The organism is Planktophila turicensis (SeqCode) (assembly GCF_965234405.1).
Lineage (GTDB): Bacteria > Actinomycetota > Actinomycetes > Nanopelagicales > Nanopelagicaceae > Planktophila > Planktophila turicensis.
This window is the reverse complement of the sequence record NZ_OZ248346.1, coordinates 67242-79642: the sequence shown is the minus strand read 5'-3', so window position 1 is coordinate 79642 and position 12401 is coordinate 67242. Positions and strand designations below refer to the sequence as shown.

Annotated in this window: 10 protein-coding genes; 2 read left to right on the top strand and 8 right to left on the bottom strand. The window is 44.3% G+C overall.

Going from position 1 to position 12401, the window contains the following annotated elements; genetic code table 11:
• Window positions 1-12: 12 nt before the first annotated feature.
• The 6 genes from AC8GFK_RS00355 to AC8GFK_RS00330 all read right to left on the bottom strand — a co-directional run bounded on the left by AC8GFK_RS00355 (window position 13) and on the right by AC8GFK_RS00330 (window position 7973).
• Window positions 13-1896 carry a hypothetical protein gene (locus AC8GFK_RS00355; protein ID WP_506625262.1) on the bottom strand — a complete coding sequence of 628 codons (1884 nt, stop codon included), beginning with the start codon at window positions 1894-1896 and terminating at the stop codon, window positions 13-15.
• Window positions 1897-2037: 141 nt separating this feature from the next.
• Window positions 2038-3354, bottom strand: a complete 1317-nt coding sequence (locus AC8GFK_RS00350; protein ID WP_506625261.1) for an RNA polymerase sigma factor — start codon at window positions 3352-3354, stop codon at window positions 2038-2040.
• 118 nt (window positions 3355-3472) lie between these two features.
• Complete coding sequence (locus AC8GFK_RS00345) at window positions 3473-5320, bottom strand: ABC transporter ATP-binding protein (RefSeq protein ID WP_506625260.1); 1848 nt, start codon at window positions 5318-5320, stop codon at window positions 3473-3475.
• Between the two features lie 25 nt (window positions 5321-5345).
• The gene (locus tag AC8GFK_RS00340) at window positions 5346-6284 is read right to left on the bottom strand and encodes an alpha-1,2-fucosyltransferase (protein ID WP_506625259.1); all 939 of its coding nucleotides are present in this window, start codon (window positions 6282-6284) and stop codon (window positions 5346-5348) included.
• Window positions 6271-7146: a glycosyltransferase gene (locus tag AC8GFK_RS00335; RefSeq protein WP_506625258.1), complete on the bottom strand. Its 876-nt coding sequence runs from the start codon at window positions 7144-7146 to the stop codon at window positions 6271-6273. The genes AC8GFK_RS00340 and AC8GFK_RS00335 overlap by 14 nt, the downstream gene beginning before the upstream one ends.
• A 38-nt stretch (window positions 7147-7184) precedes the next feature.
• Window positions 7185-7973 (bottom strand): putative sugar O-methyltransferase, encoded by a 789-nt coding sequence (locus AC8GFK_RS00330; protein WP_506625257.1) that lies wholly within the window; start codon window positions 7971-7973, stop codon window positions 7185-7187.
• Window positions 7974-8158: 185 nt separating this feature from the next.
• Between AC8GFK_RS00330 and AC8GFK_RS00325 the strand changes: the two genes are divergently transcribed.
• Window positions 8159-9163: a hypothetical protein gene (locus AC8GFK_RS00325; RefSeq protein ID WP_506625256.1), complete on the top strand. Its 1005-nt coding sequence runs from the start codon at window positions 8159-8161 to the stop codon at window positions 9161-9163.
• Complete coding sequence (locus AC8GFK_RS00320; protein ID WP_506625255.1) at window positions 9160-10131, top strand: hypothetical protein; 972 nt, start codon at window positions 9160-9162, stop codon at window positions 10129-10131. The genes AC8GFK_RS00325 and AC8GFK_RS00320 overlap by 4 nt, the downstream gene beginning before the upstream one ends.
• Here AC8GFK_RS00320 and AC8GFK_RS00315 read toward each other — a convergent pair.
• Together AC8GFK_RS00315 and AC8GFK_RS00310 are read right to left on the bottom strand one after the other, a co-directional pair.
• Window positions 10128-11291 carry a glycosyltransferase gene (locus AC8GFK_RS00315; protein WP_506625254.1) on the bottom strand — a complete coding sequence of 388 codons (1164 nt, stop codon included), beginning with the start codon at window positions 11289-11291 and terminating at the stop codon, window positions 10128-10130. The two genes, AC8GFK_RS00320 and AC8GFK_RS00315, sit on opposite strands and share 4 nt — an antisense overlap.
• 23 nt (window positions 11292-11314) lie before the next feature.
• Window positions 11315-12397, bottom strand: coding sequence for a DegT/DnrJ/EryC1/StrS family aminotransferase (locus AC8GFK_RS00310; protein ID WP_506625253.1), 1083 nt, complete (start codon window positions 12395-12397; stop codon window positions 11315-11317).
• Window positions 12398-12401: the final 4 nt, after the last annotated feature.

Genomic DNA, 12401 nt, shown 5'->3' with positions numbered 1-12401 from the left:
AAAGGCGGCTAATTAAGCACGAACCTTCTTCTGGATCTTGATGACTAGGTTAGTCAATGATGTGATCTGAGCCTTGAGGCTTGCGACCAACTTAGCAACAGTTGCTGAAAGTGCTGCAACTGCATCTGATGCATCCTGAGCTGCAGCTGTTGCTGCATCTGCTGCATCTGCTGCTGCAAGAGCTGCATCTGTAGCTGCATTAGCTGCATCTGTAGCTTCGTTAGCTGCATCTGTAGCTGCATCAACTGATGAGTTCACAACAGAAGCTGTTGCTGAAATTGCAACCTGGCCTGTTAGTGGAAGAGCTGTTCCACCTGTTGCCTTGATTGTTACATCACCCTGTGCTGGCATGTATACAACGTATGTCTGTGATCCTGCTGTAGCACCTGTGCCGTTAGCAGCAACAGATGTTACGCGTGTCGCAGTCAAAGTATCGCTGAGTGAACCAAATGCGATATTTGTTGTGATACCACCTGTAGCAAGAAGGTTCTGACGATCTGCGCCTGCAAGTGTCTTTCCATCCTTATCCAAAGGTGTCACTGTGATGAGTGCCTTCTCGAATGGTGCGTATGACGCCTTATCGAAAGCAATCTTTACAGACGCTGGTGCAGCAGCTGAAACAGTTACTGTAACTTCGTTTGAAGTCGCTGTAGCTGCAGCAACTGTTGAAGCATCAATGACCTTGAACTTTGCTGTACCAGCTGCAATAGCTGTTACTGGGCAGAGGATTCCGTCTGTTGAGTTCCAAGCAGCACACTGAACTGGTGTTGTAGCTGAACCAGCAACAAGTGCATCTGCTGCTGCTGAAGCAACGATGTATGCAGTTCCTGTCCAGTTAGTTCCGTTAGCATCAACTGCTGCTACTGAAACTGCACCTGCGTTAGCACCAACAGCAAGAACTGGGTTGTTAACAGCAGCTGTGATTGTCTTTGCAGCCTTAGCGTAGAAAGTCACTGACTTAGATGCTGAGTATCCGCTTAGTGTTGAGATTGCGATAGTCGATACGCCCGCAGTTCCATCAGCAAGCACACGGATGCGCTGGCTTCCTGTAGATGCAATCTTTACTGACTTACCGTAAGTGGTTCCATCGAAGCTGATCAATCCAGCGCCTGTGACAGTTGCTGTTACTGAATCAAGAACTGTAGCTGTACCTACGCCTGAAGCGTTGTACTGGTTCAAGATAATTGTTGCATCGACGCCTGTGTTGTTTGTAGCTTCACCTGTTACTGCAGCATCTGCAGTACATGTTGAAACGTCACCAGCACAAATGAATGAAGTTGTCCGGCTTACATCAACAGCTGTTGATGCTGAAGCCAGAGCAGCAATTGTGATTGTGAAGTCTGCAGATGTTGATGAAACTAGTGTCGCACCAGCGTATGAAGATACAAGAGCGGTGTATGTAAATACACCAGCTGTATCAAGACCAGCAGTCTTTGACTCTAGCTGAACACCGAACTTAGCACCGATGTATCCAGCGGAACCTGAGAATACAACCATTGGCGCAGAGCTTGCTGTAATGGATTCAACGCCGTTTGTGCTTCCCCACTTTGTAGCTGCAGCATAAGCGCCACGGCTAGTTGAAACGAGAGTTGATGATGATGAGCCAGTTGTTGTGTCCATATAGCTCATGCGTGCAATTGCAGATGTATTTGCTGTGATGTCCTTGGCGATGAATGTTACGGTAATTGAATCTCCCGCTCCAACATCAACAAGTCCCGCAACAGAAATTGTTGCTGCAGTTGATGAATCTGACTTTCCATTAGCTGCTGTTCCGTTTGTCACTGTAAGTGACAAGTTCGCAACGCTCGCTGATGATGGTGCAACAGAGAGAACTCCGAGGCCCAACGCAGCAACAGCTACAAGCGCGATGCGCTTGAATGTTGTCTTTGTAGACATTTGTTTCCTTTCGATAGTCGATCTACGGAATTTCCGTAGGTCGGCTTGGAATTGATTTCTCAACTCCTCTCGATTCATCGCACGTGCTGATGAATCAAATTCTCCACCGTGTATCCGGACGCGGTGAAGAAACTTATTTAATTATGCTCCGGGTACAAGTACCGCCTGAGCCAAAATTTGGGTCTTGCTCGCATTGAGCAAGAGACGAGACGTGATTGTCTTAGGTGCGCCAACAAGGTCGTAGCCGCGGTCGCCCACGGGGATTACGAACTCTGAAGTTGGGGTCGAGAGTAGGGAAATTGTAACGGTCATAAGGTACTGGCCATTGGACATACGCTCAAAATCCACGCTCGTGGCGTCAGCGTTAGCTACCGCCCAATTCCCGTTGATTCCGAAGGAAACGTAACCGACCTCATACTTTGTGCCGTTGCCATCGACTGTGATGGTCTGATCGATCATCACGTTTGGTCCACCCCCAGATGTGATGGCCTGGGTGGCCAAAATTGTGCCTTCTTCGGTCGCAATCGGAGTATTGCGGTTTACGCGGATCTTCCCGATTGGACCATTTTCACCTGCGACGGTGAATCCTGTTGGGACGCCCTCATTATCAAGGCCAGGCCAGTAGGCCTTTGCGCTCTTGACGTATACGCCAGAAACCATGGTTGATGACTTCTTGGCTGGCATCGAGATAGATGGAGCTGGTGATGGTGAGTCTGTTGAACTAGACCCAGCAACCGCACCTGAAGAATCGTTTGAGCTGACCGTTGGAAGAACGCCTTCACGGCCAGTCATCGAGTTAAAGCCAAGGAAGGCTGTCACTACTAATAGTAGGGAGAGAGCAACTTTTGAAGACTTGGCTGCAAGCTCAGATGCCTTCTTATAGGTGGTTGAAAGCATGTCGAGAGCAGTAAGGCCACGCTCTTGATCGATAACAAGCTCTGAAAGTACGCGGCGAAGAGATGTGCGAGCGCGCGAAACAGTGTGGCGCACTGCAGATTCCTTGATTCCAAGCTCCGCTGCGATTTCCTCTGTTGAACGGCCTTCCATCTCCCACATAACAAGCGCTGCACGCTCAGCAGGGGAGAGAAGTGCCAAAGCCTGGCGAATAATTGCTGCATCTTCCGCCTGAGTAAGAACTTCTGAATGATCACCTGAAACCTGCCATGCAGCCTCAACTTCAGCCTGGGCATCATCGATAACCACAAGGTTTGGACGGCGCCCTTCCATGCGGAAGTAGTCGATGCAGAGGTTTTCAATGGTGCGGTGCAAATAAGAGAGTGCGTGCTCCTGTGATTCAAGCTCAGGGGCAGCGAGCATGAACTTAATAAGAGAGTCTTGAGTGATCTCTTCAGCCTTAGCTGAATCCTTCAATACGCGATTGGCATGCGCGAGTAGCTCTGAACGGTGCTCAGTGTAAAAAGCCCCCAGTTCAGCAACAGTCCATACGCTAAGTGCCACTTTATTGATCCTTCATTAACCGGTTATGGTCTTACAGAGCCAACCGTCGCTGCCTCTATCCCCTACTACGAATCCCAGTCTAGATTGTCGCGGGAAGGGGACAAAACGGACAAATTGACTAGAGGCCCATCAGGCCGGCTTGGTGGTCGAAGTCAGGAATCAGGCCTCTTACCTCGTCAAAGGTTCCTGTGGCGAGAATTTGCCCATCTCGAAGGTAGGCGATTTGATCTGCATGCCTCACGGTAGACAGCCTATGGGCAATCATAATTACTGTAACTGTCCCCCTAAGATTCGAGATTGCTGTTGAGATATCAAACTCAGTTTGTCCATCTAGCGAACTTGTCGCTTCATCAAGCACCAGCATCTTGGGTCTTGTGAACATAGCTCGGGCTATTCCAAGTCTCTGTCTTTGTCCACCACTAAGTTTTGTACCTCTTTCCCCAACCTCGGTATCGAGACCATTTGGCAACTCGCGTACATGTTCAGACAGCTGGGCAATTTCCAGTGCTTCCCACACCAAATTATCGTCGACATATTGTCTGGAGAACCCGAGTGCTACGTTATCCCGAACTGTTCCGTTTGAAATCGCCACATCTTGAGGAACATAAGAAATTGCTCCCGGCCATTTACTTATAGTTACAAGTGGTGGATATCCCGAAATTTTAACTTCCCCAGAATCTGCGGTCAGGACACCCAGAAGCAAATCCACGAGAGATGTTTTTCCTGCACCAGAACCGCCGACGATTGCCACAGATTGACCCGCGCTTACGAGAAGGGTCGCACCTGAAACCGCCTGCTTGTGTGCATCAGGGTAAGAAAATGAGACGTTATTCAATTCAACAGTTGAATTGAATCCATCATGGTCGATACTTACAAAATCATTCACAGGCTCTGGTGAAGTTTCAGATCCAAGGAAATCAATTAAATCTAAGGTCGGAGTTGCTGCCCCTAGTGACCCTCGAATAGAGATTGAACTTTGTTGAACACGCAATACGGCTGGTGCAATTCTACTTCCCGCTGCCAAGAAAACGGCGAGAGTTGCCACTGCGTGACTCGCATCTTGTAAATAGAATTGGACTGCACTTATCAACAGCGCGCCTATCACTACAGTTGTTTCAACAATGTACTTACTCACGCTCGGCAAAAACGAAACTTCTGCGAGGGTATCCGCCAATTGCATCCGGATGTTTCCAATTTCTCTGGCATAAAATTCTCTACGATTTCTAACGATTGCTTCACGATAAGAATTTAGGACCTCTACGATTTTCTCCGAACTTTGAACTGTATATTCTGATTCTTGAATTCCTAAAGTTCGTGCCTTTTCGTGCATTAACTTGTACAGTGCAAATCCAATTAGGGCAAATACTAGAAATGAACTAATGGCAATCGATGGATCAACTACAAAAAGACCTGCGGCCATTACTATCAGAATGGCGGCATCTGCAATTAATGAAACAGCAGATGCCAAGACTCCAAGCGTGATTACTCTAACGCCTTGAGTTACAGAGTAAAGCGTTTGCTGAGTAGTTCTTTCTTGAACTGCTAGCAATGATTTGGCAAGAAGTCTCGAAATCAAAGTAGAGGAAATAACTGCGCCTCTTCTGCTTAAAAACAACAAAGTTCGTTTTGTGAAGATGATTGAAAAAATTGTCCGGCCAATTAATATAGTTGCAGCGGCTAAGCCTAAAATCGCAGCTTGCTCCTGAAAAGAATACCCATCCAGACCTAGCAGGTTTAATGCCGCACTAACCCTGTTACCTGGTTGCTTTGATTGAACCCCATTTACAGCCAAGGCACCCAGCACACCGATAACGGCAACACCAATTAAATCTAACAATGCCATTAATATTTGTAGTACCACGACGGCCAAGATTTTTCTTCTATCGCTTTGGGTTAGTAAAGAGATTGAACGCCCTAAGACAGAATTTGCAAGAGTTTTGCGAATTACGCTAGGCGATAGATTCATGTTACGAATACTACGTCCGAAATTACTACCACCCAGCATCGCAACGTGTCCAATGAGGCGGTATCAATTGTGCTGGCTCAGGCGAATTCCTGAACCACGGAGAAGGAGCGATGACTGATGAATCTTTACTAAAGGATAAGAAGGCACCCCACCAGCTAAAGGTTGAATTTGCGATTACATACCCGTAGCCAAGTCTCATGACTTGAAGAGTTGCTGCAGCGGATTCCTCGACTTCAGGAATTAACCGAATTTCCATGTTTAGATCAAGGGGGAGAATCTGCCGTGCCTCGTCCAATTCATCTGAGAACAACCAAATAGCGCCATACTTTTTGCTCGCCAGCTGTTTTTGAATTGCTGTGGTGTAGTACTTTTGAGTAGGTATTCCAAAATTGTTCTCGTTCTTGTAGTCACCTAGACGAACATGTACTACAAGCGGTTTTTCAACTGATGCTAAATCGCGATACTGTTGCAATTTCGTAGATTCCACGCTTAGCTCTAAACTTTGCAGTTTCTCCAATACTTGAGGCGCGGAGGCCCAGTGGTAAGTTTGAAAATAACCAATTAATAGTTGGGCTCCATTTGACTGCCCTAACTCCGAGAATCCAACGCCCTTGGCAATTATTAATTTAATTTTCTGCCGGAAGTGAAAGCTTAAAATTATTGTGCCCGCCAGAATTGTTGCCGCTTTAAAACTTCTCAATCGCTCGAGCCCTCTTGTGTATAAACCCTGGCGGAGTAAGTAACCTGCAACTTTTCTCGTAAACCGGCTTGCACTAGTGGAAACTTCGGTTTCTTTGATTTTGAAAGAGTAGATTTCGGCCTTTCCGGACTTTGAAAGTCTTGGATTTCCAAGTGAAGATACTAGATGTACATTGAACTCGGAATTTTCAAAGAGAACGGCAGCGTATTGGAACAATTGGTTACCTAGCCCACCGGTCAAAGAAACGAGTCTAACTTTTTTCATGCTTGTTCCACCGTGCTTTTCCCGCAAATATATAAATGACTGATTGTGTCAAGTAAACACTTGAAATCAAACTATTACCCTTACCAATTCTTAAGATTGCCACGATGGCTGCAATCTTAATCTCCTTGGTCGCTTTTCTTAAGGAAGTAATAAATTGTCTTGCAATTAAGAACATGTCAAACTTCAACTGGTGGTTGCTCACTTGAGAATTTCGAGTTCCTATTTCAAGCATGGCTCGCGGCAAGTCGGCCAGCGCTAACTTGGATTTTGTCAACTGTGTTGAATTTCCTACAAAGTATGTGTAAAACTCACTAGAAGTAAATTGAATTCGTCTTTCTGCAATTCTAATTTTACTCAAAAAGACTTGATCTTCAGCCATGAGCAATCCAGGAAAACGAAAACTCTCGATTGAAGAAGTTCGAAAAATCATCCTCCACACTCCAGGATTCATTGCGATATCTTGAAGATTTCTTGGTTTATCCCAATTCGAAATTACTCCTGTGTTCTCGTCGACTTTTCTGAAACTCCCAACAATTATTTCTATGGAATTGGGGATGGTTTCGATTTCGGACATAACTGACTCAACGAAAGGGGAATCATCGCTATCCCAAAATGTAATCCATTTCCCATTCGCCCTAGTTATTCCTTGATTTCTTGCCGTACCGGGATTTCCGTAATTGCCTTCAATAACTTCAATGAATTCCGTACTTAGCTGACGAATAAGTGTTGCTAATTGCTCACCAGTTGCAAGGTCTCGCTTATCATGAATTATCAACACTTGAATTGGATACCTTTTCGCAATATTCAACCACTCTTCTAATCTCGCAAGCCTCCCGGCCATTAGAGTGACAGGAACAACCACGGTAAGTTCAACGCTTCGCTTTAGCACAGGTCTCGCCATCAAACTACTGGGTTTCGAGATTTCTCATGACCCCAAACAATTACGTAATTATCGGGACCGGTGCTTGGCGACTCCTCATAAACATCAAAGGGTGGCAATTTCTCTTTGAGTTCAGTCAGGGTGTGTTTCCCATTTTGGCGGCCAGTAATGTCTGACAGCCCGCTATTCATTATTAAGTATCCACGTTTAGATTTCTGAAGTACTTGAGTGATGTAAAGGTCCTGTATTTCCCTTGGGAGTTCCGAGAACGCATAGTTGCTGATGACAAGGTCATAGTTTTCTTTGGCGTTGTCACTTAGAGTGCACATTCTTACAAGCGCGTATGTTTGAAGTTCTTCCAGAAAATACTTTGTAATTAACTGAGCATCTGGCAGATCAAAAATCGAATAACTCGTAACGTCGAAATCTTTCATCAAAATTGCGGCTTGGCCACCGTAACCTGCACCTATTTCTACAAAACTCCCGCCTAGTTGATTTCCGAAGATTTCCCTCAATTCGCTTGAAACACTCAAGTACCTAAGCGTTGTTGGACTAATTTTCAAGGAAGCTGAGTACTTATAGGTAATAGGGTTTCCTATCAAATCATTTAAAGCATAAGAAGAGATATCTAAGTTTTCTTGTTTATTTAGCGTGTTTAATCGATCTAGATACCTCTTTCCCTGTGCGTAAGAGACGGTTTCAACTATTTCCCTGTACATAAACACTCGTCTGAATCTCTTTTTCAGGTCTTTACTGCTCGCTATTGCACCGATACATCTGACGTAAGGAGTTTTTTCGCTATCACTCAATCGTCTAGAGCCTAGTGACCTAGGGCTGTGAAAGCCCACAAATGTCGACAGAAGAAATCTATGTAGTGCATCAATAATACGTAGGCAGAAAGATTTAACATTCTGGATCATCTGCAAACAGTACAACAGCGGGGTTCAATTACGAAGTAACCTCCTCTCTCTAAGCCACCTGTAGAGTACTCAGCATGGATTTGGTCTTTGTACACTTCAACACTAAATTGCCCCGGCATTTAGAGTTAAACATCGAGCGATCATTGCGCCTTTTCCCCGCGAGGAATGTTCACCTGCTGACAGACCAGGATGTTGGTCACTTAAGAGGTAGAAACTTACGAATACATCATCTAAGCCAAGATAATCGTTGGCATGAATTGAATTCTTCACTAATTCACCCTAAAGATTTTCGTGGAAATTTTTGGTTGACTTCCCTTGCACGATTTTTTGCCCTCTCGGATTTTGCTGAGGTACATAAGGCGCCATTTTTACATATTGAGTCAGATGTATTGATTTCGAATGATTTTCCATTCGATACTTTGAGTGAATTGAAGTATGACCTAGCTTTTCCTATTGTTAGTGATTCCCAGGCAATTGCAAGTACCTTATATATTCGAAATCACTCCGCAGCGAAACTGCTTGCAAATTACTCACTTGAATGCTCACGGCAAAATTCTTCCACCACAGATATGCTGGTTCTGTTTAACTTTATGACTGAATTTCCTGATTTAGTGTCCATTCTACCATCAGGATTTTCACATGCACGGAGTTTAGAGGCTCTATCTTGCCGCCAGAAGGTGATTGATTCTGAAATTTATTTTAAAGCCGCCTTTGACGGTTTTGATTTTGGTAGGTTCCTTTTTGGTGATGATCCTCGAAATGCAAGAGGTTTTTCAATTTTAAGAAAAAAAGACCCAAATTCTTTCCTAGATGTCGGCAAGTTGACATTGGTCACAACAGAGAATCGTACTTTCCCATCTATTCGTCTCAAGTCTAATGGAGAGCTAATCCCTTTATATAGTTTGCATATTCATTCTAAGAATTTATCTATGTTCAAATCCGAAAAGGAAGCCCAAGTAATCAAACGTGCGGTTGAAAATTCAAGTTTGCCACCGCAAAAGATTTTTGTGTTCTCAGTTTTTTGTAAGTCTGCAATGCAGGCAATCTGGAGAAGAATTAGGAGAATGATAAAGCAATGACACTGTCTAATCCTTCAATTCCCGCACTAATAATTGCCTACCGAAGATCAGAACCTGTGCTAAGAATCATTGAAGTTTTAGCTAAGTCAGGTGTGACCAAAATTTATATTGCGCTTGACTCTGCAAATCTTGAGAACGCACTCGCTAAAGCTGAATCAGAAACTCTATTTCTCTCGCTCTTAAGAATGCAAGAGAATTCGCCACTTGAAATCAAAATTGCAAAACATTCAGAGAATGTTGGCTGCTCCGCTGCTGTGCTCTCTGCATGCGATTGGTTTTTTTCCAATGAGGAGTACGGAATAATTCTTGAAGATGACTGCATTCCTTCTGAAGATTTTATGAATTTTGCGCTTTCAGCGAGAGCAATTATCGAGCAACATTCGAATGTATGGATGGCGTGCGGAACACAGTTTGCGCCGTCACATTTGATGGATGATGCATGGATTACCTCGCGCTATGCATTGATTTGGGGGTGGGCTACGAGTCGAGATAAGTGGCGACTTGTTATGGATTTGATTTTGAATCCAAAAACTATTGGCGCATCGTCTCTTGTTGATCCATCTGAACGTCAGTATTGGAATGCAGGTTCCCGTCGTTCATCTCTCGGAATAGTCGACGCATGGGATAACGTCTTAATCGCCCAAATGATCGCGCATGGCGCGGAAGCTGTTCTGCCTCAAGCCAGTCTAGTTTCAAATGTTGGTTTTGATTCGGCGGCAACGCACACAAAGAATCACTCTCAATGGTTGAATCATGTGCCCGCCTCATTCAATGTGCCCAAATGTGCACCAAGTTTCAATCACGACGTTAATGACTGGTTAAAAAAGCATTTTTACGGAATTGCATTTCGTCACCTGTTCTCAACGAGAATTACACAATTTTTTGATTTAGTCTCAGGAAAACATGCACGTTCGATTTCACTTAAAGAACGCTCTAATCGAGCCGCAGGGAACTTCAACTATTTCTAGATCAAGCTGTCATACAACTCAAAATATTGTTTTGCGATATTTTCTTCACCAAAAACTTCCTTAGCTAACGACCTTACGTTGGTGGGATCAAATGAATCCGTTAAGTTGCTCAAATGGCCAGCTAACGACTTTGAGTCTTCAGATTCAAACGTAGGCATCCCAAATTTTTGTAAAATCTCTGGAATTCCTCCTACATTCGAGCCAATGACCCTGACCCCCAAGGCTAACGCCTCGCCGATCACACTAGGCGAGTTGTCCTCTGTGCTTGGCACAACTAATACATCCAAATCGATTATTTCCGAAATTACCTCTTCGTCGGAGTTGGCAACAACTTGCGTAATGCGATTTGTTTTTGTAGCTTCGCGCAATTTGCCTTGACCGATTAACTTTAGAGAATAGTTCTCACCGGGCCGCGAGGACAGTAAATCTAGCGTCGCCATCAGTACATCTAGGCCTTTGTACGGATTATCCAAATTTGCAGATATAAATCCAATCTTTAGGGTCCCGCTTGCTTTTCTCACTGGCTGGTCAGCAAAGTAATTCGATGGGATTGGATTATTAATCACTGATACTGAAATTCCTTGTCCGATTGCTGAATCTTGGCATATTTTCGCTAGCCAATTAGAAGGCGTGACAAAACTTATTCTCTTAATCTTCGCGATTGCTTCTCTTTGAGCCTTGAATGAGTTACTTATCAAAAAGTTCCACGGATTTCTCACTTGGGGGCAAGGGGAGCAATCTATTTGGTAATTCATGCAGCTCCGCGAGTAGTGGCACCCACCGGTTAAACTCCTTTGGTCATGCAGGGTAAACACAAGTGGTTTATTCAATTCACTTAACTTCAATATACTTTTGGAGTTTAAATAGTTGTATGTCGCATGTATATTAATCAAGTCGTACTGGTTTAATTCATTCTTGGTAAGTTTCATACTGGAGATGCTGAGTGGAGTGACAAGATCATTTGAGTTCTGGATAAACTTGGACTGTAAGAAAGTTAACGTGCTAGATTCAATTTGCTTGAGAGGGCTAATCTGAATTGGCGTTAGCTCTCCACCTCCTGAGAGTTGTATCGCATCTCTACTTTGGATAGTTGCTTCGATCCCAAAATGATTTTGTGCGGTTTTAATCCTGAGTGCCGCTCTACCTGCACCGCCGCCCATGGAAGTAGCCAAATGCAGAATTTTCAAGTTCTAATAACTCCTTTGTTGTATCCTGCAAGGAGAACATCACAGACATAATCCACGTCATCCATTGTGTGCCATTGGGAGATGGGCAAACTGATTGTTTGCCTTGAGATAGCCTCTGCGTTCTCAAAGTTTAGTTTTGGCAAATCCTTAAACCGTTGGTATGCACTTGCCGCTACTTCGGGATAGTGTCTTTCAACACCAACACCAAATTTGCTTAAGTACTCAATGGAATCTGAAGCATTAGCTACCAAAATCGGATAATGGTGCCGAACGGAGTAGTGGGACTCATCTTGAAGAATCTTGAAAGTGCCGCTGAGTCGTGATGTATATCGACTTCCAAGTGTAATTCTCGTTTCGTTCCACATATCGAGGAATGGCAGGTTGACTGAAAGAATTGCTGCTTGCATGGGATCAAGTCGGCTATTCATACCGGGAATTCTATGGTCATACTTATTCTGCGGGTTACTACCGTAATTTCGAATTGATCGAGCTTCTACTGAATGAGCGAGTTCTTTAAAAGTGACAATCCCGGCATCTCCAGTAGCACCCAAATTCTTTGAAGGGTACAAGGAAAATACTCCCGCATCACCCCAAGTACCTGCATATTTTCCCTGCAGAACTGCTCCATGTGCTTGTGAAGCATCTTCTATTATTTTAATTTGTTTGGTAGAAGTCCATGTCACTAATTCCTGCATGTCAACCATTGCACCATGCAAATGTACGGGCATCACTGCATCTATTTTTACATCGCAGTCCTTGAGTTTTTCTAAATCAATCAGACCACTCGCATCTACATCTATTCCAATCGCGGTTGCGCCAACCAAGTCAATTGCCAACCAACAGGCAATAAATGTGTGGGCCGGCACTGCAACATTATGACCTGGGCCAATCCCGAGGGTCTTTAGAGCAATTGTCAATCCGTCGAGGCCGTTACCAACTCCAACTGACTCCCGAACACCTAAGAATTCTGAAAACTCAGACTCAAAGTCAGAAACTTGTCGGCCACCAATAAAAACTCCCAGGTCAATAACATTTCCAAGAGCATTCTTCCATTTAGATTTCAATTCTGCAGGAGCCATTGAA

Bases quoted from the DNA above. Each gene is read 5' to 3' on its own strand.
- AC8GFK_RS00355 (WP_506625262.1), bottom strand. From the start codon at position 1,896: ATGTCTACAAAGACAACATTCAAGCGCATCGCGCTTGTAGCTGTTGCT.
- AC8GFK_RS00345 (WP_506625260.1), bottom strand. From the start codon at position 5,320: ATGAATCTATCGCCTAGCGTAATTCGCAAAACTCTTGCAAATTCTGTC.
- AC8GFK_RS00340 (WP_506625259.1), bottom strand. From the start codon at position 6,284: ATGAAAAAAGTTAGACTCGTTTCTTTGACCGGTGGGCTAGGTAACCAA.
- AC8GFK_RS00325 (WP_506625256.1), top strand. From the start codon at position 8,159: ATGGATTTGGTCTTTGTACACTTCAACACTAAATTGCCCCGGCATTTA.
- AC8GFK_RS00320 (WP_506625255.1), top strand. From the start codon at position 9,160: ATGACACTGTCTAATCCTTCAATTCCCGCACTAATAATTGCCTACCGA.
- AC8GFK_RS00315 (WP_506625254.1), bottom strand. From the start codon at position 11,291: ATGGGCGGCGGTGCAGGTAGAGCGGCACTCAGGATTAAAACCGCACAA.
- AC8GFK_RS00310 (WP_506625253.1), bottom strand. From the start codon at position 12,397: ATGGCTCCTGCAGAATTGAAATCTAAATGGAAGAATGCTCTTGGAAAT.